The sequence below is a fragment of the Acinetobacter sp. ANC_7634 genome (assembly GCF_056779875.1).
Genome location: NZ_JBWYIT010000012.1, coordinates 31,031 through 56,300, shown reverse-complemented (window position 1 = coordinate 56,300; position 25,270 = coordinate 31,031). Strand labels below are relative to the sequence as shown.

Genomic DNA, 25,270 nt, shown 5'->3' with positions numbered 1-25,270 from the left:
GTCCGAAAACAAGGCAAGTGTCAGAGGCAGTGAAAATCACTAAGGTCGTGATCGATGCCACGACTGTAACGATCTAAACAACAATCAACGTTGTTTAGCCCTTAATATCAAAGGGTCGCCCATTATAACGATTGTTTAACTGTTAAGCAAACCTATTTATCATTTTTTCTCAATTTACGGTTAAGCGTTGGCGGCTTTCTTTTGTACACCCTGCCCGAACCCCAATACATAATTAATTGCATCGATCAGCAATTCATTCCCTTTTTGGAACCTCGTTTTTTTTGTTTGTTTTAAGGTATCTAAAGATTGTACATAAGCGCCGGAAAATACCTTCTCATGCTCTTCATTCTCAATATACATTTGTAAAACTTTCGGCGTTATTTCTGGATGAAACTGAAAACCCAGCACATTCTTTCCAATTTGGTACATTTGATTTGCACACACATTATTTTCAGCCAATCTGACGCCTCCTTTAGGAATCTCAAAAGTCTCACTGTGCCATTGCATTATTTCCAATTCTTTAGGTATTTCAAAGTAATCTGATAAACCATGTTGAGTTCTGAAGACTTTAGTCCAACCTAACTCTTGTTGTTCATTTAAACGTACACTTGCTCCCAAAGCATTGGCTATAAGCTGACCTCCGAGACACAAACCAATTGCAGGCTTGCCTAGTGATAAATATCGACGGATCCATCTTTTTTCTATTTTTAGCCATGGATAATTTGCCTCATCATTTACACTCATTGCTCCACCCATGATGATTAGTAAATCAATATCTTCAATTGCTGGTAACGCCTCGATTTCTAATGCCATCTCAACAGGTAATGCAAAAAACTCCGTAGCACTAATTTGAGCTCCAATTGATTTTAAATATTCATAACAACTTCCGAACCCTTCACCAGCAATATGCTGAAAGTAATGCACTTTTAATGGCTTCATTTTCCAACCCGAACTTTTCTTATATTGCACTAGCAGTTGCAAAAATGAAGCCAACCTATAGGTTGTTAAATAATTTTACACAAAGCACAGCTATGCAGTTTTTTAGTAGTATGTTTTGTTAGTTATAAAATGACGGTTTATACAGGTAAATTGTGAAAATAAATACGCAAACTCAACTCATACATAGCCCTAGAAAAGCACCTCAACTTTTAAATAGTATTCAACCCCCTATTTATCGTGCATCAACGATCATTTTTGAAAATACCGATGCTCTTTTCAATCGCCATTGGACCGATGCTTATGACTATAGTTACGGAACGCATGGCACCCCCACTACGTTTACGCTAGGCGACAATATTGCACAATTAGAAGGCGGAGAATACTGCCTCCTTGCACCAAGCGGACTCTCTGCAATCAACTTGGTGAATTCTTGTTTTTTAGCACATGGTGATGAAGTTTGGGTCGCGGACAATATTTACGGTCCAAATATGGAGCATTTGCGAAACCTAGAATCACGTTATGGTATTGCCGTTAAGGTCTATAACCCAATTGATGTTGAGAGCTTTAAACCAAGTGGTAAAGCTAAGTTAATTTGGTTAGAAGCTGCAGGATCTGTAACACTCGAATTTCCAGATTTAACGAATCTGGTCAAAAAAGCTCAAACGCATAAGATCCTTACCGCACTTGATAATACTTGGGGAGCGGGTCTAGCTTTTAATGCTTTTGATTTTGGTACAGAACACTTAGCAGTCGATATCACCGTCCATGCACTCACCAAATATCCAAGCGGTGGTGGTGACATTCTCATGGGGAGTGTCGTTACAAAAACCAAGGATTTATACCACAAGCTATTTCGTATGCATGCAATTCAAGGGATTTCAATATCAGGCGATGATACTGCACAGATTCAGCGCAGCCTATCTTCAATGGAACTCCGTTATACGCACCAATCTAAATCAGCGCTAACTTTATTGAGCTGGCTTCAAAAGCAAAATGAGTTTGCACAAGTGTTACACCCTGCCAATCCAAAATCTGCAGGTCATACTTTTTGGAAGGAAGTTTGCATATCAGAATTAAGTGCAGGTTTAATCAGTGTAATTTTTGATAAAAAATATAATCTTCAAGATATACGCCATTTTTGTGATGCTCTCCACCTGTTTAAATTAGGTTTTAGCTGGGGTGGCCCAGTGAGTTTAGTAATGCTCTATCAAATTGATCAAATGCGTGAGCTTGCACATCCACATTTACAAGAAGGAATATTGGTTCGTTTTTGTATAGGACTGGAACATCCTCACGATTTGATAGAAGATATTCAACAAGCACTCAAAATAATGCAACAACAAAAGATCGAATAAAAAGGAATAATTATGGGCACACCAATTGTCATCGCAAAAAAAACCTCAGATACATCCCAAGAGATTGTTTTACATTCGCAACTGGCAAACCGACATGGCTTGATTGCCGGCGCAACAGGAACAGGCAAAACAGTCACTTTAAAGGTCTTGGCAGAGAGCTTTTCTCGTATTGGTGTGCCGGTATTTTTAGCCGATGCAAAAGGTGATGTCTCTAGCCTTGCCAAAGCAGGTGAAAATAATTCAAAATTTGATGAACGCATCAAGAGCCTCAATATTGAATCAATCCCATTTAGCGCATCACCTGTGGTTTTTTGGGATTTATTTGGCGAACAAGGTCATCCGATTCGGACTACAGTATCAGAAATTGGTCCATTGCTTTTAGCCCGAATGCTGAATTTGAATGACACCCAAGAAGGTGTGCTTTCTGCGATTTTCCGCATCGCGGATGATCAAGGTTTATTACTGATCGACTTTAAAGACCTCAAGGCGATGATCACTTATGTGACTGAGCATGCAGCTGACTTTAAAGCAGAATACGGCAATCTTTCTCCTGCCAGCTTGGGTGCAATCCAACGTAATTTGCTAGCACTGGCCGATCAAGGCGGTGATCAATTTTTTGGTGAGCCTGCATTAGACCTCATGGATTTTATCCAAACCGATGCACAAGGACACGGCAATATTAATTTGCTCGCTGCCGACAAATTAATGAACACACCAAAGCTTTATGCGACTTTCTTACTGTGGATGCTTTCCGAACTGTTTGAACAATTACCTGAAGTCGGTGATATGGATAAACCGAAATTGGTATTTTTCTTCGATGAAGCTCATTTACTGTTTGACAATGCCAGCCCTGCTTTGCAAGAAAAGATCGAACAAGTGGTACGCTTAATCCGCTCTAAGGGAGTAGGTATTTATTTTGTAACCCAAAATCCGCTCGATTTACCTGAAAGTGTTTTAGGACAACTGGGCAACCGTGTTCAACATGCACTTCGTGCCTTCACACCAAAAGATCAAAAAGCAGTAAAAACTGCAGCTGATACTTTTAGACCCAATCCTGCATTCAAAGTACAGGATGCCATTACGGAGTTGGCAGTTGGTGAAGCGCTAATTAGCTGTCTAGATGAGAAAGGCACGCCACAAATGGTTGAACGCGGCTGGGTCATGCCCCCATATTCATCTTTCACACCTATCACGCTTGAAGAGCGCAAGACGCTCATGACAAACAGTGTGGTTGCAGGTGTTTATGAGCAAGTACTTGATCGAGAAAGTGCTTTTGAAATACTGCAAAACAAAGTCGTTCAGCGTCAACAACAAGCCGAACAAGAAGCGTTAGCAAAACAACAAGCTAAGGAACAAGAGGCCTACGCGAAGCAAATTGCTAAAGAGCAAGAAGCTTTCGCAAAACAGCAAGCCAAAGAACAAGAACGCCTTGCCCGTGAACAACTAAAAGAAGCAGAACGTGCAGCCAAACAACGCGAAAAACTCACCCAAGATATTGTCGGTACGTTTGCTAAAAGTGCTGCACGAAGCCTCGGCGGAAGTACTGGGCAAAAAATCGTACGCGGTCTACTGGGCTCATTATTTGGAAAAAAATAGCCCTCCCTTTACTCATCATTTTTAACTTCATTATGGGATATTTTAATATCCCATAATTATTTTAAGGTTTTCTATGCAAGTCATATTGCAGCTCGACCCTAAAAGATGTATTTTAAATATATCTTTTAATAAAGCCAAAGTTGAAGCTCATGACGCCACAACATATTGAACTTGTAAAAGCGACTGTTCCCGTTCTGCGTGAGAATGGTGTTGCCCTTACGACCTATTTCTATAATCGCATGCTGAACAACAACCCCGAGTTAAAAAATACATTTAACATGGATCATCAAAGTACTGGTCGTCAGCCACGTGCTTTAGCTGCTGCTGTTTTGGCATATGCTGAAAATATTGAAAATCCTACAGTTTTGGCAAAAGCGATTGAGCGAATTACCACTAAACACGTAAGTTTAGACATTCAAGCGGATCAATACTCGATTGTGGGTGAAAACCTTCTGCATTCAATCAGCGAAGTATTAGATGTGCCAATGGACTCTGATCTGATTGCTGCTTGGAAAGCCGCGTATATGCAATTGGCAGACATTTTAATTGGTGTTGAAAAATCAAAATATGAAGCTTTGACTGCACAAAATGGCGGTTGGGCTGGCTGGCGTGAATTTAAAATTACAGCGATTGAAGCTGAAGCTAACACCAAAACCTTCAGTTTAGCTGCCAAAGACGGTCACACCATTGCGACGGCTGAAGCAGGTGAATATATTTCGGTGCGAGTCCAAGTACCGGGGCAAGAGATGCGCCAACCACAACAATTTAGCTTTGATGCTGCACAAGCTGACCAGTATCAAATCACAGTAAAAGCAGTAGATAAAGCAACTGAATATTCTGTGGCAAATATCTTATTAAACCACTATCAAGTAGGTGATGTGGTTGAGGTATCTGCACCACTAAAAAATTAATTCATCTAAATCTTTAACCGAAATAAGATTTTAAGAGATCATTGAAAGCTCCGTTCACAGGGCTTTCAATGTTAAGATGGAAATAAGCTATCTTTTATGATGATCTATGCAACTGAATAAATTTACCGACTATGCGCTGCGTATATTGATGTATGTCGCACAACCTCGCGACTTGCCTTATACCATTGCAGAACTGGCAAACCAATTGCAGGTCTCAGAAAACCATGCCATGAAAATCGTTCACTTTATGGCAAAACAAAATTGGCTAATGACCAGTCGAGGCAAAGGTGGCGGTATACGTCTAGCCCCTCAAACTCTGAATATCTCATTAGGGACTTTAGTGAGAACACTTCAAGGCGATCAGCAAATTGTAGAGTGTCATAACCCGCCATGCGTATTAAGAAGTGACTGTGGCTTGAAAGGCATTTTAGATCATGCAGTCCAACAGTTTTATCAGCATTTAGATCAATTTAAACTGAAGGATGTTATACCCACCTCAGGTATAAAATTCAATTCAGATTCACCCATTCCTTTCATTCAAGTTACACCATAGATTGACTCAATTCGATTGAGTATTCGCTTGCATGCGCGACTTCCTTTATAATAGCTGATTGTAAATTGAGTTATTGAAGTTGAGCTATGCATCACAGCAGAGGAAAGTCGAAAAACAGTAAGGCGTCAAATGCCCCAAAGCAAAAGATCAGCTATGAGAAAAAAGCCGATCCAGCGATTACTGAATATTCGGTTCAAGCGCTCAACTGGTTGCGCAAAGCCGAATTCTTAATGAGTGCACCAAAACTGAATTTATGTGTCGATGACACAGGTTATGAGATTGCTTTTGCAGGTCGTTCGAATGCTGGTAAATCGAGTGCGATTAATGCATTAACCAATCAAAAACAACTTGCACGTGCGTCTAAAAAACCTGGTCGCACACAAATGATTAACTTTTTTAGCATGGGCAATGCCGAACAAAGATTAGTTGACCTTCCTGGATATGGCTATGCTGCTGTACCTGAAAGCATGAAAATCGTTTGGCAAAAAGAGCTTGAAAACTACCTCATTCATCGTGAAAGTTTACAAGGGCTTGTATTGTTAATGGACATACGACACCCTTTACAACATTTCGATGTCATGATGTTAGAATGGGCTTATTCACGTAAATTATTTGTCCATGTTTTATTAACAAAATCAGATAAGTTAAATCGTGGTCCAGCTTCCAAAGCATTGCAAGAAGTCAAAGCTCAATTAAAGAAAATGAAGCTTAACTTCTCTATCCAATTGTTCTCATCCCTCAATAAGCAAGGTCTTGAAGAACTCGCAAGCGTTATTGCTGGTCGTTTAAATTTTACGCTTGAACAACCTAACGGATTTGATCTAAGTGCAATTCCTGAAGTAAGTGAATCAGACATCGATGAAGATTTTGATCATGATATTCAACAAGATGATGAATCACCAAGCGAAACAACCGAACTAGAATCCAACAAAGCCGAATAGTATCTACCCTACTGAATGGTTAAATCATTACATTCACTAATTGATACATCAATGTCCTCAAATGCTAAGGTTATTTGAGGGCATTTTTTTATACTGAAAAATGATAATCACAACAAAAATTCAGGAAAGTGTGATGAAATTATTGTCTCGATTAAGAAATAGTAAGATTGGATCTTCTATTGAGTATCACATCAAACCTCGTAAAGTTAAATTTGAGTGGGCGGATACACCAGTAGATTGGGTTCCAAATCAGCCTTTCGTTAGTTATTTTATCAATGAAATTAACAATATCTTACCAGCAGGCGAATTTTGGTTTTGTCGTCTGTACAACAAAGTATTACCCAAAATTACTGATGAAAAACTTGCAGAAGATGTGAAAGCTTTTATTCGCCAAGAAGCGATGCACGCTCAAGCACATAATTCAGCAAATAAAGAATATCTCAGCGCACGTCATATCGATATTCAACGTAACCTCGATATCATGGACTTTCTTTTTGGAAAACTTTTAGCGGATAAACCTTTAGGTCTAAACGTCCCAAAAGCCTTAGATCATCAGTGGGATTTATTTAGATTAGGTATTATTGCTACTGTTGAACATATGACTTGTGTCCTCGGCAAATATGCCTTGTACAACAAAAAATGGGGAGAATTGGGTGCTGATGCCAATATGCTCGATCTCGTAAAATGGCATGGTGCTGAGGAAATTGAACACCGTACCGTTGCATTTGACTTATATCGTCATCTTGGCGGTGGTTATATTTCTCGCTATTATCAAAGTGTAGTTGTGATTGCTGCTGTATTAGGTTTATGGGTTGATGGTGCTGCTCATATTATGGGTCAAGACCCTCGCTTTAAATCAATTAAACCAGCTGTTTACAAACCTTGGATTTGGCGTGAATGGGCACGAATTGCCCAAAAAGACAATGGTTTACTTCCTCACCCATTCTGGCTTGTTTCTCAACAACTCGGCTATTTAATGCCTTGGTATGACCCTGTTCATGAAGCAAAAACTGAAGATGCGATCAACTATCTAAATCATTCACCAGCAGCGGAACGTGCAGCACTGAAAGTTGCATAATGTATTCAATAAAAAAGCAGGGTGATCCCTGCTTTTTTTATATCTGATCTAATCTTTTAAGCTGTATTTTTTTCAATAGGTTCATGATCAGGATTCGTGTAACGATCTACAACAACACTAATCATCATATCCCCCTGCACATTCACCACTGTTCTAACGGTATCTAACAAACGGTCAATCGGCAATAATATCGCGATTGCTTCTGCCGGGAGTCCAACTGATTGTAAAACCATAATCATGGTAACCATACCTGCGCTAGGTATACCTGGTGCCCCTAAAGATGCAATCATTGCTGTCGCACACACAATCAATTGTTGTCCTAACGTTAAGTCAAGCCCCATTAAATTCGCAATAAACAGCGCCGCCGCAGCCTCATATAATGCCGTCCCATCCATATTCAACTGTGTCCCGAGAGGGATCACAAATCCTGCAGTCTGGGGTCTTACTCCTAAATTTTCCTGAGCACACTTCATTGATAGCGGCATGGTTGCGGAACTTGAGCTGGTAGCAAACGCCGTAATCAAGGCTGCTCGTGTTCCCTTAAAAAATGTAATTGGATTCATTCTCCCGAAAATCCAGAGCAACAAAGGCAAAACAACAAGACCATGAAAGATGGTCGTTCCCGTGACTACTGCTGCGAATTCTGCTAATCGACTCAGAACGGATAGGTCCTCCGTCGCGATTAACTTTGCCAGTAACGCAAAAATCCCTATTGGTGCGAGCTTCATCACCCAACCAATCATCAACATCATGATTTCAAAAAATTGCTGACTCAACGCTTTCACTGTTTTAAATTTTTCACCACCTTTAACGAGAGCCACCCCAATTAAAAGTGCAAAAACGACAACGGCTAACACATTACCTTCAGCAAATGCTTTAAACGGGTTTATTAGTGTATTTTGGATAAAGTTGGTAAAAAAACTCGAGGGCGTCAAAGTATCAGGCGTCTGATGCTGATTCATGGTCTCTTGAAAAATGGTGATGTCTACACCCTTCCCGACCTCGAAAAGATGCGCACACGCAAGCCCCAAAATCAGTGCCAAAGTTGTGGTTGTGACACAACAAGCGAGGGTAATTTTCCAAGTTCTACCAAGTTGGCCACCAGTCTGTAGATTGGAAACTCCGACAACAATAGAACTAAAAATGAGAGGAATCAGTAATAGTTTCAGTAGGCCGATAAAGATACTACTGGCAATCCCTAAGGCATATAAACTTCCGTTAAAAAATGCTGTATCAGGGAATACATTTAACAAGAAGCCAAAAGCCACACCTAAAATTGCAGCAATTAAAATTTGCGTATTTAGACTCATGTCATGTGCTTTTCATTTTGATTTATTAGTCGCACTATGCCATGAGCGCCCTCAAGAATCGATCATTTTTTCTTGTTAGCTTTGCAACCGAAACGAATAATTTATAAATACAAATATGAAGTAAAAAGCCAAATCTGAAGATTTGGCTTGAAGCATGGATCAATTATCTTATTGCGTTTCAATTTCACGAATTCGAATTAGACCTTCTTGCACTGTACTACAGACCAATTGTCCATTTTGCCACATTCGTCCAAAGTTCAATCCTCTAGAACTTGCACTAATCGTTGCCTCCATGTCATAGAGCATCCAATCATCTACACGAAATGGTTTATGAAAGTACATGGTATGATCAATGCTGGCACATTGTAAACTCGGTGAAATATAACTGAGTCCGTGTGGTCGTAGTGCAGTTGTCATCAAAGTAAAGTCTGAATAAAAAGCAGCGATCGCCTGATGTAATGCATTTTCATCTACATCATCAGCCAAACGATCGTGTGTACGAATATAGTGCGCGTAAGACGGCGCTTCAGGTTGTGGTTGGAATGGATTGACTGGCATTACAGGCTTAATTTCAACATGACGATCACGCATAAAGCTGGCACGCACATTCTCTGGTACGAAATCGACAATCATTTTCTTGAGTTCAGCTTCAGATTTTAGCCCATCTACTGGCGGGTATTCTGGTTCAGCAACTTGATAATTGAGACCCTCTTCTTGGTCTGCAAAAGATACCATACACATGAATATCGTCTTGCCATGTTGAATCGCACGAACTTGGCGACTCACGAAACTACGCCCATCTCGGATTCGATCTACTTCATAAATAATGGGTGCATTAACATCTCCACCAAATAAGAAATATGCATGCAATGAATGTGCAGGGCGATCAGTTGTATATGAAGCAGCACGTAAAGCTTGACCTAGAACTTGTCCACCAAAGACGCGTTTGCCAACCAAATTTTGGCTTTTGCCTCTAAAAATGTTTTCTTCAAGTCGTTCTAGCGTGAGTAAATCTACGAGTTCTTGCGTGAGCTGATTCATATCGGACCTATATATTTCATTGCTACGACATTAAATTGGTCCTGTTGAATTTAAACAGATTTTCCAATTTAATGACTCAATCTCTATCTTGCCATAATTTCCGAGTAAACAACTAAACTTTGCTTGACTATATTGTCATAAAACAAATTTGATATTTTGGCTAAAAATACGATTATTAACGAAAATTCATCCAAATTCTGTGCATTTTGTTAGAAAATGACATATTGTTTTGATCACAGATTTAAGAAAATAATTGCCTTCATTCGCGTCATGCGAAATTCGTCTTTGGCTAGGAGTATGTATGTCCAAGAATGGCTTTGGTCAAATGTATCGTCGACTTTCCAGTAAGTTGCTTGACCTCGTAGTAACACCGCATGTTCTTGGAGAGGTTCCTACTGAAACCCAACCTTCAACACCACCCACTGAAAATAACACGACTCACAAAAAAGTGGTGTGCTATGTATTACAAAATTACTCGCGTAGTAATGCGTTAGTGGTTGACGGCGAAACTCGTCGATTAAATCTCGCGCCAGCACTTGACCCACTCATGATCGGGGACCATAAAGAGAAAGCTGCTGTATTATTTTTACAACATCAAGATGAAACAAACTTACTTAATCCGCCACCCCATGCATTTCCACCTCGTCTCCTCAGATTGATCGAGATATTGGATAAGCACCCAGATACTGACATTGAACTTGTACCAGTGACTGTATTGTGGGGCCGCTCACCGGACAAAGAAGATTCATTATTTAAATTGCTATTTACGGACACTTGGGCAACACCAAGTACTGTTAAACAACTGATGAATATTGGTTTACATGGTCGCCAATCTTTTCTTGAATTCCATGAACCAAAATCACTGCGCGAATTGGTAGATTACGCACGTGTAACACATCCAAACTTGTCTCCTGCAACATATATCGTCAATCAACTCAATGATTATCTAGATCGTCAGCGTGAAGTTGTATTAGGTCCAGATTTGTCAGATCGTCGAAACGTGATGCAATCATTGATTAAATCTCAAGATGTTCAGGACGGAATTCGCAAAGAAAGTATTCGCTCTAAAATCAGTTTGATTGAAGCTGAGCGCCGTGCGATCGGCTACGTGAATGAAATTGCATCAGACTATTCTCATGCAACCGTACGTTTTGCAGAACAAGCCCTGACGCGTCTTTGGACTCAACTCTATGACGGCGTAGAAGTACATAATTTCAATACAGTTCGTGAATTAGCGAAAGACTACGAAATTATTTATACACCTTGTCATCGTAGCCATATTGACTACCTATTACTCTCTTATGTGATTTATAAGCGTGGGATGATGGTACCGTACATTGCTGCAGGTGATAACCTGAATATGCCATTCGTTGGTCAGCTTTTACGTGGTGGCGGTGCATTTTTTATACGTCGAACCTTCCGTGGAAATGCGTTATACACCACTGTATTCAAAGAATATCTATACAGTATCCTATCGCGCAACACGCCATTAGAATACTTTATTGAAGGTGGACGTTCACGTACTGGACGTTTATTACCGCCGAAAACAGGTATGTTGGCAATGACTGTGCATAGTCATTTGCGTGGTCGTGCTAAACCTATTGTATTTGTCCCGACCTATTTTGGTTATGAACGCCTGATGGAAGGTGCAACTTACGTCGGTGAAATGAATGGTAAGCCTAAAGAGGCCGAATCTATCTTTGGTATTTTACAAACCTTAAGAAAGATTGAACGCATCTTCGGTAAAGTACACGTAAACTTTGGTGAACCCGTCTTCCTTGATGAGATTTTGAAACAGCATGGTGCTGAAAATATCAAAATTGAGAAGAATGATGACCCGATTCCTCAAGAAGTTTCTGATGCAGTCAACACCTCAGCAAATGCAATTCTTGAAAATATTAACCGTGCTGCTGTTATCAACCCAGTTTCGTTATTGTCACTTATTCTTTTATCGACTTCCAAGCACACGCTTGATGAAGAGATTTGCATTAAACAGTTAGATACCTATCGAAATCTTCTAACAGCTTTACCTTATGATCATCGAGTTCAAATCACACCACTGTCTGGTAAAGAAATCATTGCTTATGGTTTAAAACTCAAGTTGATTAAGCGTGTAAAACATGTCCTTGGCGACATCATTGCGATTGAAGATGGTCAAGCAGTATTACTGACATATTTCCGCAATAATATTTTGCATGCTTATGTCTTGCCATCACTGATTGCTGCGATGGTCGAGCACAATGGTAAAATTTCACAGGGCGATTTGATTAATGTCATTCGTACACTTTATCCATTCTTGAAAGCTGAACTTTTCCTTAAGTGGAATACGGATGAGCTTAAAGAACAGATCTGTAACTATGTTCAAGGTCTGGTAGAAGCACAGTTGATTACGATTGATGAACATGGAAATTTATGTAGCCCTGCACCTAACTCTGAACAACACAATCAGTTAGTCGTGCTTGCTGCTCCAGTGAAGCAAAGTATTGAACGCTACTACATGACACTTGCCCTAATTACTCAACGTGGCTCTGGAAATATTACGACCAAGCAGGTCGAAGATTTAAGCCATCTATTAGGTCAGCGTTTATCTGTACTTTATGAGTTCAACTCACCTGAATTCTTTGATAAAGCGCTCTTCCAAAGTTTTATCAAAGTTCTGACTCAACAAGGCTATATCAGTAATAACGAAGAAGGCGCAATAGTCTTTGATGCACAATTCAAAGAGGTTGCTCAATATGCCAACTTGGTACTAGATGATGTAACCTTACAAATGTTGCAACATATCACTTCATTTAACGATGAAGAGCTCAAAGAAGCTTTGGATGCAGTTGCTGATCAACAAGCCAAAAAACGCTTAAAACGCAAGAAAAAATAGTATCTAAAACCCTCCCCAGCGAGGGTTTTTTTATGCCTAAATGAATTCTCGATAATCCTTAAAAAATTGATTATGTTTCAATTTAAAACCAGTGCTTAACATTCGAGAGGCATAAATTTTCTTTCCATGCTGTGCCTCACTCAATAATTTTAATGGAGGGATGTTTAACTGCTTTTGGAACCACAGAATAATTTCATGTAATGGAATGGGTTGATTATTACTACAAATATAAGTTTTTTCTGGATGTTCCACGTGAAGTAAATGGACAAGAAAACCCGCTAAATCTTCGATATGAATTCGATTCGACCAATGCACATTGGGATAGGTCATTGTATTTTGAGCAAGCTGCATCATTCTCTTCACGGATACGCCATAAATACCAGTGGGTCTCACAATAATACATTGCTGTGGGAAGGCTTCTTGCCAAAGTTTCTCCATTGTGGCTAACACTAATGCTTTCTCATCTTTCGGATTGATCTCTGTTTGGTCATCAATCTCCTCCCCTTGATCTTGTCCGTAAACGCGTGTTGATGAGACAACAATAATCTTTTGGATAGGATGCAGTGCCAGCTGATTTCTCATATGTGGAATCGCATCTATGAAAGCTGCTTTATACCCGTTTAGTGATGGATCTTTGGGTGCAATCAACACGTATACTGCATCAATAGGCGACAATGTCGATAAATCAAGTTGGTGTATATCTTGTTGAAGATGCATAGCACCTGCTTGATCTTTCCTGCTTAAACTGACTGTGGTAATTTGATGTCCTTGTTGAAATAATTGTTTAGCAACATGTTGCGATGTTTTACCATAACCGATAAATAGAATATGCATGTAAGACCTATTCTCTAGTGTTATAAATTTAATTTAAGCAAAGTTGAGGGGACATGACTGCAGTCCATCAGTTGCAAGGTGTAGGAAACGCCGCTGCCGCTTTACTCGAAAAATTAAATATCTGGAATACGGATGATCTTTTGTTTCATCTGCCTCGAGATTATGAAGATCGCAGTACTATTGTGCCCATGAATCAACTTCAAGTAGGTCGAAGCTATTTACTTGAAGGCACTGTCGCATCAATGGATATGCCGCCTGGTAAACGCAAATCCATGGCAATATTATTACAAGATGATTTTGGAAAAGTCACTTTACGTTTTTATCATATTTATAAAGCATTGATGGATCGCGCAAAGCCTGGAAATCGCTTAAGAGTGTTTGGTGAAGTCCGAGTAGGCGCTCGTGGCCTAGAAATGTATCACCCAGAAATTCAATTGATTACGGATCATACACCACTTCCAAAAACGCAGCTAACAGCAATTTACCCATCAACGGAAGGACTCACTCAACCTAAACTGCGTGAATATATTAAACAAGCTTTAGCACAACATGCCCATGATTTACCAGAACTGATTCCTGCAAAATTTACCAATGGGTATGCTTTAAAAGAAGCACTAGAATATATTCATCACCCTCCCACCGATGCCAATATGTTGCAACTGGCTGAAGGACAGCATCCTGCGCAGCAACGTCTCATCTTTGAAGAATTAGTCAGTCATCAAATTAGTTTGTTGACTCGTCGTGCATACATTCAACAGATCTCCGCACCTGCATTTTCAGCCAGTCGAACATTTGCCAAACAACTTCTCTCCACACTTCCCTTTGAAATGACGAATGCTCAAAAACGTGTTTCAAATGAAATTGTGAAAGATCTTAAACAAAACAAACCGATGCTCAGACTGGTGCAAGGTGATGTAGGCGCAGGCAAAACCCTAGTAGCAGGCATTGCGGCATGTCATCCACTCGAAGAGGGATGGCAAGTTGCTCTTATGGCACCGACTGAAATCCTCGCAGAACAACATTATTTAAATTTTAAAAAATGGTTCGAACCACTCAGCATCCAAGTTTCTTGGTTATCAGGCAAACAAAAAGGGAAAGCACGTGCTGCTGCAGAACAGCAGATTAGAGAAGGCTCTGCCCAATTGGTCGTCGGCACTCATGCACTATTTCAGGATAACGTCCAGTTTCATAAATTGGGTCTTGTCATCATTGATGAACAGCATCGGTTTGGAGTTGACCAGCGTCTAGCATTACGAAATAAAGGGGCACAGGATACGACACCACATCAGTTAGTAATGACCGCCACCCCTATCCCACGTACGTTAGCAATGTCAGCGTACGGAGATTTAGATACTTCTGTGATTGATGAGTTACCCCCAGGGCGTACCCCAATCCAAACAGTCACTATTCCACTCGATCGTCGTGAAGAGGTCCTGCAGCGTATTGCGACAAACTGCGCTGAAGGTAAGCAGGCTTATTGGGTCTGTACATTAGTGGAACAATCAGAGACGTTAGATGCCCAAGCTGCTGAAGCGAATTATCAGGAGATTAAAGAACGCTTTCCGCACCTCAATATTGGTTTGGTTCATGGCAAAATGAAAGCTGATGAAAAACAAGCTGTCATGCAACAGTTCAAAGACAATCAATTACAACTGCTGATCGCAACAACTGTGATCGAAGTTGGAGTGGATGTACCAAATGCATCCATCATGGTCATTGAAAATGCGGAGCGACTGGGTCTATCTCAACTACATCAATTAAGGGGGCGTGTGGGTCGAGGTGCTAAAGCAAGTTTTTGCGCATTATTATATAAAAGTCCTTTATCGCAGAATGGACAAGAGCGTTTACGCATTATGCGTGAAACCAATGATGGCTTTTTAATAGCAGAAAAAGATTTGGAAATCCGCGGCCCAGGCGAACTGTTAGGAACGAAACAGACTGGAGATATGGGCTTTCGCGTGGCTAAATTGGAACGGGATGACCATCTGTTAACTCAAGCGCACTATGTCGCGACTCAAATTTTAAAAGAGTACCCACATCAAGCGGATGCTCTTCTTAAACGATGGTTACCAGAAGCGCCTAGATATGCGTATGTTTAATATGTTCCTTAATCAACGAGCTCAGTTATAATCATAGGTACTCACAATAAAAATAACTTGAGCCATGATGCTGAGCCCTATTCATAACCTCTATCACACATTATTATCACGACGCGCTTGCCAATTATGCGGATTCTCTCCAACTCAAACCCACAGACTATGTGATGACTGTTGGACAATGCTTCCATGGAAAAGCCCTTCACTCATTCATCGACATGAAAGAAATATTTATGCTTGTTTCGACTATAGCTTTCCTATAGATCGCATTATTCACTTATTCAAATATGAACAACAACTTCATTATCAAACTTTTCTAGCACACACATTGCTAGAACTTAAACTGAAACGTTTTCAAGCGATTGTACCTATGCCTATTTCAAACGAGCGCTTGAAAGAGCGTGGTTATAATCAAATGATGGTCATCGGAAAAATTCTTTCCAAAAAACTGCAAATACCCATTTGGCAGCCAATTGAACGTTCAGCACAACACTCACAGAAAGGCTTAACACGTGTAGAAAGAATCGAGGATATTCAATCTCAATTCAAACCAATACGTTCAGAAAAAGGAAAGTTTAGAAATATCCTGATTATTGACGATGTCGTGACCACAGGGAGTTCAGTCAATGCGTTGGCCAATGCACTAGAAAAGCTCGGCTGTCAGAACGTTCAGATCGCATGCATTGCAGCCGCAGAATATTGACACAGTCACTTTAAGTTTTAATTGGCATTAAAATGCTGCCTACACCAAGGAATCACGATTTCTCGAGTTAACGGTGCTAAAGGCGTAGCATCATCATCTAAATCGATCCATTTCATTTCAGCAATTTCTGCATGAATATGAGGCTCTTGTTTAAGCTGAACTCGATAGAGATAACTAATCAACTGATGATCCGCTTCATTTGCAGCTTTGGTTTCAAAACGACCTATATATTGATCTATTACTGCCTCAGCGCCAATTTCTTCTTTAATTTCTCGCAGAATCGTGTCCTCAGAAGGCTCATTCTCCTCTAACTTCCCACCAACTTGCATGAAAAACTGGGTATTCTTTTTTCGAACCAACAACAACTGCTGATCGTCATTGGAAATAATCGCTGCTGCGACAGTAATGATTTTGCTCATGTATCTAGTTTCACCAAATCTTCTCGATCTTGGACACCCCATTTCGGTAGTGGTGCCTGATAAGACTCGAATTTTGACACAATATCCTCGATTGAAGTTGAATTGATTAATGCATTGGTAAAGCGAGCTCGAGTAAACTCTTGATCTGTCGTATGTTGAATGAATTGTAATAAACCATCATAAAACCCGTTGATGTTTAAAAATGCGCAGGGTTTAAGATGAATACCGAGTTGCGCCCATGTCCATTGTTCAAAAATTTCTTCAATTGTTCCTGCACCACCCGGTAAGGCAATAAAACCATCCGACAAATCTGCCATCAGCGTTTTACGCTCATGCATACTGGTAACAACGTGAAGTTCAGTCAAATTTGGATGTGCTAATTCACGATCCACCAATCCTTGTGGAATCACGCCAATGACCTTTCCACCAGCCTCTAATGCACTATCCGCAACAATACCCATTAATCCTGAACGACCGCCACCATACACCAAGGTCTTGCCTTGTTGCGCTAAATATTTCCCTGTTTTCTTTGCTGCATCAGCATAAACAGGATCGGAACCTAATGTTGAACCACAAAATATTGCAATAGAATTCATTTAAAATTAGCCTTAAGTTTTTATAACAACAATTAAAATGATATGTTCTGTGTTTTTTAACCCAATTAATGATGGAATTGGTTTTTTTTCATGGCATCCTTGTCTAAAATACACCCATCGTTCACACACAAACTGCGCAAGGGAGAAAAGATAAAATGCTTGAAGCCTTTTATGCCACAGAGCGCGGTAGTCTAGAAGATGCAACGATCAATGGTGGGTTTGATTTACACCCTGAATTGGTTTGGATCGATTTAATTGCACCCTCTCAAGATGAGCAAGAATGGGTTTTAGATGCCTATAAACAAAATCTTCCAACACTAAAATCATTAGAAGATATTTCTTCATCTGCACGATTCTACCGTGATGATGATGGCATTTTACATATCAGTACGTATTTTTTAACGAAAAATAAAAACTACCAAGTCGATGGTGACCCTGAAGAGTCATCCAATATGCTAGGAACGGTTCAAACCGTTGCATTTATTTTACATAAAGATCGACTATTTACTTTACGTGGTGAAAAGCTCGTTGCTTTCCGTGCCTTTCGAGCACGTGCTCGCCGTAATGATTACGACATTGACTATAAAGATCCGACTTGGATACTTTTGGGTTTACTCGAAGCTAAACTCGATGAGCTTGCGGATATCTTAGAAGATATCCACAAGGATTTAGAACTCTACTCTACAGAAGTATTGAATGTTCGCCACCGTGAACAAATTCTTGATCTCGATGATATGATTACCCGTCTTGCTCAAAAAGAAGATATGTTGGGTAAAGCACAACTCTGTTTGATTGACTTACGCCGCGTTCTGACCTTCTTAGCCAGACCTCGTGCCTTAGGCAGTCATATTTATGATGCTGATATTCGAGAACTCAGTGAGGATGTTCGCTCATTAGTAGAACATGATGCATTCTTGTTCCAAAAGGTTCGATTCCTATTGGATACCACTTCGGGTTTCATTAATACTGAACAGAATGATACGATTCGTCGATTCTCGATTTTACCTAGTATGCTTGCTCCCCCGATGTTGGTGGCCAGTATTTATGGTATGAATACTGATGTACTGCCCTTTGCTCAAGGAACGACGAGCTTTGTTGTTGTCAGTCTGATTATCCTAGTGTTTCTATTTGGACCACTCATTTATTTTAGATGGAAAAAATGGATTTGAGCGCTTTGATGTCGCGTTTTTTAAACAACGTATGAAGTACCTTCTGTTGAGTAAATTACTATTTTAAAGCGATAAAAAAGCACCCTAAGGTGCTTTTTTATTTTTCAATCAAATCAATTTTAAATCATTTTCTAAATGGCAAGATTGAATGATTTTCATCATTTTTTCTGGCACAGATTTAAACTGTAAACTCGATGTTCCAGGTGCTTGACGCAATAAACGCACTAAAACAGCTAGCGCCAGAGTACTACCATGTTCAAGACCTGATAAATTTACAGTAAGTGGAAACTGCTTTGCCTGCTGAATCAACATTAAACCTTGTTGATAATACTGTTCAGCATTGTCGAAACTAATTTTTCCAGAAACCATAATTTCTTGATCTTTGAGTGAAATCACAATTGTTCTCTGTTATTTTTTCTCAACTGCAGCTTCAGCATCAGGCTTGAAGTTTGCAATTGCTTTATTGATATCGCCACCATTACGCTTCACAGTAGCAGCAAACTGATTACGGAATTGCAAACCTAAGTCAATTCCAGAAACGTTGATATTGCGAATCTTCCACTGATCACCTTTATCAGCCAATTGGAACGATACAGGGATCTTCTCACCCTTGTTAATAAAATCAATCGTTACAACAGGGTTTTTAGTGTTAGATGCTTTATACGGACGAATTGTATATGTCTGATTAGAAAACTTAGAGAAAGCACTGCCATAGTTTTCAATCAATGTTTCACGGAAGTTCTTCTCAAACTGTGCGCGTTGAGCAGCATTACTATATTGATTCGTCGCATAAGTTCCCATCACGATACGAGTAAATGATTGCGAATCAATATATGGATCTAAATTTTGACGAACAATTGCGCGTACCGCAGCAGGATTATTTTGTAAATTAGCTTGGTCTGCTTTTAAACGTGAAATTAAGCCATCAGCTACTTTTTTGATAAATGCAGGAGGAGTCTCCGTAGGTGCAGCAAATGCTGTACTCGCAATCATCGTCGATAAAACGCTAACAGTCAGTGTTTGCTTGACGAACGTATTCATTTATTTTTCCTCTATTTAATCATTCAACAAAAGAAGCAGTTTCATCTGTGAATTCTACAGTTTCTGCATCTGATGAACCATTTGAATCTTTTTTCGCAGCTGAATCACCAGCACCACCAGTCACAAATTTAGACACTAAGTCTTCAATTTCCATTGTGCTTTGTGTGTTGCCAATTTGATCACCACGTTTTAAATAATTTAAACCACCACCTGGAACAATTTTGAGATACTTCTCGCCCAGTAAGCCATTTGTCGCTACCATAATGTAAGCATCTTCATCAATATTGGTGATGGAGTTCATGTTAGCGATCAGTTGCTTTTCCATTTCTTTTTGTTGCGATGGCGTCGCAGCTTCATAGTCACTGCTATAACGCAACTCTTCTAAAGCACCTTCTTGCACAGTTTTAAGTTGTTCATCATTGAAAGATGTCAGCTCACCATCTAAATTAATTTTCACTGTTGCAAGACGTGTTAACGGATCTAATGTGATTGACTCAACTTCACCAACTTTTACACCGCTCAGTGCAACTTTAGCACGTGGTTTAATACCATTCACATTATCAAAAGTTGCGGTCATGCTATAACTGTCTTTTAAATTTGTCCCAGCTAAGCCACTTACTTTCATTGCCAAGAAAAATAATGCACAACCAAATAGAATCACGAATATTCCAACTGCGAGCTCACTCGTACGTGATTTCATTACACACCTCCAAACATGACCGCAGTCAAAACAAAATCAAATCCTAAAACACATAGTGATGAATACACTACCGTTCTTGTTGTTGCTGTCGCAATGCCTTCTGATGTAGGCTCGCATGAATACCCCTGATATACGGCAATCCACGTACAGATTAAAGCAAATACAAAGCTTTTGATGATCGTGCCATTAAAGACATCTTTATAAAATTGAACGGCACTTTCCATACCGCTCCAATACGAACCTTCATCAGCACCTAAAAAATCCACACCGACCATTTTTCCGCCCATGATCCCCACAGCAGCAAAAATTACGGCAAGCATAGGCAAACTAAATATACCCGCCCATAAACGTGGTGAAATAATGCGTTTAAGTGGATCAACACCGATCATTTCCATACTAGACAATTGCTCAGTCGCTTTCATCAAACCAATTTCGGCGGTTAAAGCAGATCCTGCACGCCCCGCAAAAAGAAGTGCAGCAACCACTGGCGCAAGTTCACGCAACAAGGTCAACGAAACTGCTGCACCAAGCATCGCTTCACTGCCGAAAGTGACCAAAATGCTATACATCTGTAAACCCAAGACTGCACCTATAAACAGCCCTGACACCACAATGATAAGCAATGATAATACGCCAACACGGTACATTTGATAGATAAAGAGTTTGACTCCAATCCAAGTCGGCATCGAAAATAAAATTTGAACTAGCATAATGGCTGCAACGCCAATACCTTGAACACGTTCTATAACGCGTCTGCCTAGTGAGGCTATCGCATTCATGTACGCACCTCATCACTTAAATATGCTTGATGACTAAATTGATAATCCACAGGACCTTCGACCGAACCTGTTAAGAATTGACGAACGAAAGGCGAACTATGATTCTTTAGCTGATCAGGTGTCCCCTCGCCTTGTACTTTACCTTCCGCAACCACATAAATGTAATCTGCGATCGATAATGTTTCAGCAACATCGTGAGACACGATAATGGTCGTTAGGTCTAACGCTTCTCGTAAAGAACGAATCAATCGGGTTAAAACCCCCATTACGATGGGATCCTGACCAGCAAATGGTTCATCGTACATAATCAAATCTGGATCTAGTGCAATTGCACGAGCTAACGCCACACGGCGATTCATCCCCCCTGAAAGCTCAGAAGGCATCATTTGCTCAGCGCCACGTAATCCCACAGATTCGAGTTTTAAAGCGACCAGTTCTGCAATCAAATGTTCAGGCAATTGAGTATGGGCGCGGATAGGGAAAGCTACATTTTCATAGACAGTCATATCAGTGAAAAGCGCACCACTCTGAAAGAGCATCCCCATACGAGCACGAGCTTTAAACAATTCCTGACGACTCATTTGGCTAATATTTTTACCATCCAACAAGACCTCGCCTGCATCAGGTACAAGTTGCCCCCCAATGAGTCTAAGAAGCGTGGTTTTCCCCGTCCCTGAAGGCCCCATAATGGCAGTAATTTGACCCTTACGAATCTTTAAATTGACTTGGTCGTAAATAACACGATCACCACGATTAAAGCTTAAATTTTTTACTTCGATCAACGCTTGCTCATCGATTTGTATTTGATTATTCATAGCTGAGCGTGTTCCTACAATTTTTCAGCTTGCATACTATACTCTGAAATAACTGAATTTAAATGTTATTTATAAAATACAAGGTTAAGAGGACATTGTAGCATTATTGATCATTTTTATTAATTTTGCTTATAGAAAGATGTGTTTTATTTATGAAACAATGATTTGAAATTATTATTTTTTATAAATTTATAATGTGATACTAAAAAAGTAATAGGCAAGATTAAGTAATACCAATAAAAAGAACACGTACATCATGATTGCACCAACATTCATTTGCTTCGTCTCAATCATTATAATCTTATTATTCATATTTTACATTTACCATAAATAATGTGAAATTATTCACTTTTATTCTAACAGATTTTTTGATATGAGCAATAAAAAACCAGCCCGAAGGCTGGTTTATTTAGCTATACCGATTAGTCGTTAAATTTACGACGTGGGCGATCGCTATTGAATTCACGCTTTGGGCGGTCATCACCAAATGTACGTTTTGGACGATCAAAACCACCTTCACGACGTGCTGGACGGTCACCGAAATCACGTTTTGGACGGTCACCAAAACTGTTTTCACGAGGTTTATAATCTACACGGTTACCACGATTGTCATCGTTAGAACGAGGGCGATCACCGAAATCACGCTTTGGACGATCATCAAATGAACGTTGCGGACGGTCACCGAAATCGCGACGTGGACGATCTTCGCCATTAAACTCACGACGTGGACGGTCATTGTTAAACTCGCGACGTGGACGATCTTCACCATTGAATTCACGACGTGGACGATCGTTGTTGAACTCGCGACGCGGACGATCTTCGGCATTAAATTCACGACGTGGACGATCGTTGTTAAACTCGCGACGTGGACGATCCTCACCATTGAATTCACGACGTGGACGATCTTCACCAAACGAACGGCGTTCGCCATCACGGTTACCTTCGCGACGTTTGAAGTTTGATTCACCTTCAAAACGACGACCACCACCGAAACCACCACGGCCACGGCCTTCACCACCACGGCCACGACCGCGACCAGCGCCATCACGACTACCGCGTGCTGGAGGTGGAGATGGCTCAAGACCTTCAATTTCAGAAACTTCTAGACGTGCATCTAAGTAGTCTTCTAAAGCACGAATTTTACCACGTTCACGGTAAGTCGCTAATGTGATTGCTTTACCAGTACGACCTGCACGACCTGTACGACCAATACGGTGTACATAATCTTCGTTCTTCATTGGAAGACCAAAGTTAATCACGTGTGAAATTGTTGGTACATCTAGACCACGTGCTGCAACATCAGTTGCAACTAAAATTTTTGCGCGACCTTCACGGATGCTGCGCAAACGACGGTTACGTACAGTCTGTGGCATTGCACCATGAAGTGCTACAACTGAAAGACCAGCTTCAGACAGTTCTTCTGCAAGCATATCTGTATCTTCTTGTGTAGAAGCAAATACAACAGCTTGATCAAGATCTTCTTCATTTAACCAATGTGTTAAAAGCTTTTTCTTGTGCTCAAAACCATCAGTCCAATGTAGAGTCTGAGTGATGTCAGTATTCGTCGTGTGACCAGTTTCAATCGCAATACGTTCTGGCTCATTCATCATACGTTCTGCCAACGTAATAATACGTGGTGCGAACGTCGCAGAGAACATTAATGTTTGATCACGGTTACCCGCTAAATCACTGATCGCCTCTAAATCTTCAGAGAAACCAAGATCAAGCATACGGTCTGCTTCATCTACGATTAATGATTTAACTTTGTCCAATTTGATTTGACGACGGTTTACTAGATCAAGTAAACGACCTGGAGTCGCCACAACAACTTGTGCACCTTTTAATTGTTGGATTTGTTTACCAAAAGGCATACCACCCATAATCGCAGCAATACGAACACCTTTCATGTGACGTACAAATGCAATCGCATCTTGGCTCACCTGTTGAGCCAATTCACGTGTAGGGCAAAGTACTAAAATTGTAGGTGCAGTTACAGCACGCATACGCTCTTTGAAAGAAAGCAACGTATCTTCACTACCCGCTAAAGCGTGAAGTGTAGGTAATAAGAATGCAGCAGTTTTACCAGAACCTGTTTGGCTTGATACTAAAAGATCTTTACCATCTAAAGCAGCAGGAATTGATTGTTCCTGAACAGGAGTAGGCGATGTAAAGCCTAATGCTTGTAATGCTTGTTGAAGTGATTCGTGTAGTGGAAAATCAGCAAAAGTTTTGCTCATAGAGTTTTTCACCCGAAAATTGGGTGCTCCATTAAATAAAGTCTGATGGACATCGGCAAAAAGCGGTACAGCAATAATCGCTGAAAATATAGAATCAGCGGCGATCCGAGAACGACGATGCGTATAACGCACACATGATTACAGCCTGAACCTGAAGGAATCGCTTTTAGCGATTGGGTGGGGCGCGAAATAATGTCCTCTCTTTGGACCGGACGCGCATACACAATATAGAAGAGAAATGTTCAGGTAATGAACGAAATTTAGTGCGTGCGCGGAGTATAACAGATTTTTTTATAATGTCATTAAGTTTAATTGCTTTTTGGTGCATTCAAGTACAAATATTCAGATTTATCATGTTTTGGACATAAAAAAGCTCCCAGTTAGGGAGCTTTCATAAATTTGATCTGCTTATTTAGCAGCAGCACCCCAAGCTGGGACAACTGCTTGCATCAATGGTTTCAATAATTTCATAGAACAAGCCAAGACTTGACCATTTTCCATTGAATTTGAACCACCGCGCGCATCAACTACTGTACCACCAGCTTCTTTTACAATTAGTTCACCCGCTGCAATATCCCATGGTTTCAAACCAAGTTCGAAATAACCATCGTAACGACCAGCAGCAACATAAGCTAAGTCGAGTGCTGCTGAACCTAAACGGCGGAATTGAGCACCTTGCTCAGATACTGCCAACAAAGAATCGAAGTGATTTTTTGCATAAGAAACTACTTCGCCATCGCGTTTAGCACGATATGCATGACCAACAGCCAAGAATGTACGATCTAAACTATCTTTTACATTCACACGAATACGACGTTGGTTCATCATTGCACCGCGACCGCGACTCGCAGAGAACAATTCATCTTTGATTGGGTCATACACAACACCGTGTTGAGTCACGCCTTTGTGTTGAACTGCAATAGAAATACAGAAGTGTGGGACACCGTTAATGAAGTTTAAAGTACCATCTAAAGGATCGATCACCCAACACCAATCAGCATCGTGACCTTTACCTTCTTGCATACCAAACTCTTCACCAAGGAAGCTGTGATTTTTATAGCTTTTGCGCAAGATATCGATCGTCAATTCTTCAACATAGCGATCAACGCGAGTCACAGGACCTTCGATACCTTTTTCTTCAACTTGCAGATCAAGTTTATGACGATTCTGATGCGCTTTTAAAAGCTCTTGACCAACTGTTTGAGCCGCACGCGCAGCCATCACCACCATAGGTTCCATTGAACACCCACTACAAATTTGAAGATACTGATAAAGAATAATG

The 25,270-nt window shown here is 40.3% G+C and carries 23 protein-coding genes; 10 read left to right on the top strand and 13 right to left on the bottom strand.

Going from position 1 to position 25,270, the window contains the following annotated elements; translation table 11 throughout:
- Nucleotides 1–180 precede the first annotated feature (180 nt).
- The gene (locus tag AC1M9A_RS12210; protein WP_179999267.1) at nucleotides 181–939 is read right to left on the bottom strand and encodes a type 1 glutamine amidotransferase; all 759 of its coding nucleotides are present in this window, start codon (nucleotides 937–939) and stop codon (nucleotides 181–183) included.
- A 152-nt stretch (nucleotides 940–1,091) separates the two neighbouring features.
- On the opposite strand from AC1M9A_RS12210, the gene AC1M9A_RS12205 reads away from it, so the two are divergent.
- From AC1M9A_RS12205 to AC1M9A_RS12180, 6 genes are all read left to right on the top strand, one after another.
- Nucleotides 1,092–2,294: a PLP-dependent transferase gene (locus AC1M9A_RS12205; RefSeq protein WP_481610317.1), complete on the top strand. Its 1,203-nt coding sequence runs from the start codon at nucleotides 1,092–1,094 to the stop codon at nucleotides 2,292–2,294.
- A 12-nt stretch (nucleotides 2,295–2,306) separates the two neighbouring features.
- Nucleotides 2,307–3,890, top strand: a complete 1,584-nt coding sequence (locus AC1M9A_RS12200) for a helicase HerA-like domain-containing protein (RefSeq protein ID WP_481610316.1) — start codon at nucleotides 2,307–2,309, stop codon at nucleotides 3,888–3,890.
- Between the two features lie 149 nt (nucleotides 3,891–4,039).
- Nucleotides 4,040–4,801: a globin domain-containing protein gene (locus AC1M9A_RS12195; RefSeq protein WP_481610315.1), complete on the top strand. Its 762-nt coding sequence runs from the start codon at nucleotides 4,040–4,042 to the stop codon at nucleotides 4,799–4,801.
- 106 nt (nucleotides 4,802–4,907) lie between these two features.
- The gene (locus AC1M9A_RS12190) at nucleotides 4,908–5,354 is read left to right on the top strand and encodes an RrF2 family transcriptional regulator (protein ID WP_035265081.1); all 447 of its coding nucleotides are present in this window, start codon (nucleotides 4,908–4,910) and stop codon (nucleotides 5,352–5,354) included.
- Between the two features lie 86 nt (nucleotides 5,355–5,440).
- On the top strand, nucleotides 5,441–6,295 hold the full coding sequence (gene yihA, locus AC1M9A_RS12185) for a ribosome biogenesis GTP-binding protein YihA/YsxC (RefSeq protein ID WP_180028257.1): 855 nt from the start codon (nucleotides 5,441–5,443) through the stop codon (nucleotides 6,293–6,295).
- A 133-nt stretch (nucleotides 6,296–6,428) separates the two neighbouring features.
- Nucleotides 6,429–7,373 (top strand): metal-dependent hydrolase, encoded by a 945-nt coding sequence (locus AC1M9A_RS12180; RefSeq protein ID WP_481610314.1) that lies wholly within the window; start codon nucleotides 6,429–6,431, stop codon nucleotides 7,371–7,373.
- Nucleotides 7,374–7,429: 56 nt separating this feature from the next.
- Here the strand turns inward: AC1M9A_RS12180 and AC1M9A_RS12175 are convergent, their stop codons facing one another.
- The gene (locus AC1M9A_RS12175; protein ID WP_481610313.1) at nucleotides 7,430–8,683 is read right to left on the bottom strand and encodes a dicarboxylate/amino acid:cation symporter; all 1,254 of its coding nucleotides are present in this window, start codon (nucleotides 8,681–8,683) and stop codon (nucleotides 7,430–7,432) included.
- A 168-nt stretch (nucleotides 8,684–8,851) separates the two neighbouring features.
- Nucleotides 8,852–9,724 carry an acyl-CoA thioesterase gene (locus tag AC1M9A_RS12170; RefSeq protein WP_035265059.1) on the bottom strand — a complete coding sequence of 291 codons (873 nt, stop codon included), beginning with the start codon at nucleotides 9,722–9,724 and terminating at the stop codon, nucleotides 8,852–8,854.
- A 301-nt stretch (nucleotides 9,725–10,025) separates the two neighbouring features.
- On the opposite strand from AC1M9A_RS12170, the gene plsB reads away from it, so the two are divergent.
- Nucleotides 10,026–12,599 carry a glycerol-3-phosphate 1-O-acyltransferase PlsB gene (plsB, locus tag AC1M9A_RS12165; protein ID WP_481610312.1) on the top strand — a complete coding sequence of 858 codons (2,574 nt, stop codon included), beginning with the start codon at nucleotides 10,026–10,028 and terminating at the stop codon, nucleotides 12,597–12,599.
- A gap of 36 nt (nucleotides 12,600–12,635) precedes the next feature.
- Here plsB and AC1M9A_RS12160 read toward each other — a convergent pair whose 3' ends face one another.
- Nucleotides 12,636–13,433 (bottom strand): NAD-dependent epimerase/dehydratase family protein, encoded by a 798-nt coding sequence (locus AC1M9A_RS12160; protein WP_179999254.1) that lies wholly within the window; start codon nucleotides 13,431–13,433, stop codon nucleotides 12,636–12,638.
- 53 nt (nucleotides 13,434–13,486) lie between these two features.
- Between AC1M9A_RS12160 and recG the strand changes: the two genes are divergently transcribed.
- Both recG and AC1M9A_RS12150 read left to right on the top strand, forming a co-directional pair.
- Entirely contained in the window at nucleotides 13,487–15,532 is a 2,046-nt protein-coding gene (gene recG, locus AC1M9A_RS12155) for an ATP-dependent DNA helicase RecG (RefSeq protein WP_481610311.1), read from the top strand.
- Nucleotides 15,533–15,599: 67 nt separating this feature from the next.
- Complete coding sequence (locus AC1M9A_RS12150; RefSeq protein ID WP_481586779.1) at nucleotides 15,600–16,232, top strand: ComF family protein; 633 nt, start codon at nucleotides 15,600–15,602, stop codon at nucleotides 16,230–16,232.
- Nucleotides 16,233–16,249: 17 nt separating this feature from the next.
- On the opposite strand, the gene AC1M9A_RS12145 is transcribed toward AC1M9A_RS12150, so the two are convergent.
- Nucleotides 16,250–16,651: an NUDIX hydrolase gene (locus AC1M9A_RS12145; RefSeq protein ID WP_481610310.1), complete on the bottom strand. Its 402-nt coding sequence runs from the start codon at nucleotides 16,649–16,651 to the stop codon at nucleotides 16,250–16,252.
- Nucleotides 16,648–17,247, bottom strand: a complete 600-nt coding sequence (locus tag AC1M9A_RS12140; protein WP_481610309.1) for an LOG family protein — start codon at nucleotides 17,245–17,247, stop codon at nucleotides 16,648–16,650. Before AC1M9A_RS12140 ends, AC1M9A_RS12145 begins: the two co-directional genes overlap by 4 nt.
- A 155-nt stretch (nucleotides 17,248–17,402) precedes the next feature.
- On the opposite strand from AC1M9A_RS12140, the gene AC1M9A_RS12135 reads away from it, so the two are divergent.
- On the top strand, nucleotides 17,403–18,416 hold the full coding sequence (locus AC1M9A_RS12135) for a CorA family divalent cation transporter (RefSeq protein WP_035265042.1): 1,014 nt from the start codon (nucleotides 17,403–17,405) through the stop codon (nucleotides 18,414–18,416).
- Nucleotides 18,417–18,524: 108 nt separating this feature from the next.
- Here AC1M9A_RS12135 and AC1M9A_RS12130 read toward each other — a convergent pair whose 3' ends face one another.
- The 7 genes from AC1M9A_RS12130 to AC1M9A_RS12100 all read right to left on the bottom strand — a co-directional run bounded on the left by AC1M9A_RS12130 (nucleotide 18,525) and on the right by AC1M9A_RS12100 (nucleotide 25,227).
- Nucleotides 18,525–18,785, bottom strand: coding sequence for an STAS domain-containing protein (locus AC1M9A_RS12130; RefSeq protein ID WP_218945337.1), 261 nt, complete (start codon nucleotides 18,783–18,785; stop codon nucleotides 18,525–18,527).
- A 39-nt stretch (nucleotides 18,786–18,824) separates the two neighbouring features.
- Nucleotides 18,825–19,457, bottom strand: a complete 633-nt coding sequence (locus tag AC1M9A_RS12125) for an MlaC/ttg2D family ABC transporter substrate-binding protein (RefSeq protein WP_481610308.1) — start codon at nucleotides 19,455–19,457, stop codon at nucleotides 18,825–18,827.
- Nucleotides 19,458–19,476: 19 nt separating this feature from the next.
- Entirely contained in the window at nucleotides 19,477–20,157 is a 681-nt protein-coding gene (mlaD, locus tag AC1M9A_RS12120; RefSeq protein WP_180028249.1) for an outer membrane lipid asymmetry maintenance protein MlaD, read from the bottom strand.
- Complete coding sequence (gene mlaE / locus AC1M9A_RS12115; protein ID WP_035265034.1) at nucleotides 20,157–20,936, bottom strand: lipid asymmetry maintenance ABC transporter permease subunit MlaE; 780 nt, start codon at nucleotides 20,934–20,936, stop codon at nucleotides 20,157–20,159. Before mlaE ends, mlaD begins: the two co-directional genes overlap by 1 nt.
- The gene (locus tag AC1M9A_RS12110; RefSeq protein WP_035265033.1) at nucleotides 20,933–21,751 is read right to left on the bottom strand and encodes an ABC transporter ATP-binding protein; all 819 of its coding nucleotides are present in this window, start codon (nucleotides 21,749–21,751) and stop codon (nucleotides 20,933–20,935) included. The genes mlaE and AC1M9A_RS12110 overlap by 4 nt, the downstream gene beginning before the upstream one ends.
- Nucleotides 21,752–22,173: 422 nt before the next feature.
- Nucleotides 22,174–23,988, bottom strand: coding sequence for a DEAD/DEAH box helicase (locus AC1M9A_RS12105; protein ID WP_481592072.1), 1,815 nt, complete (start codon nucleotides 23,986–23,988; stop codon nucleotides 22,174–22,176).
- Nucleotides 23,989–24,396: 408 nt separating this feature from the next.
- Entirely contained in the window at nucleotides 24,397–25,227 is an 831-nt protein-coding gene (locus AC1M9A_RS12100) for an inositol monophosphatase family protein (protein WP_035265030.1), read from the bottom strand.
- Between the last annotated feature and the right edge of the window lie 43 nt (nucleotides 25,228–25,270).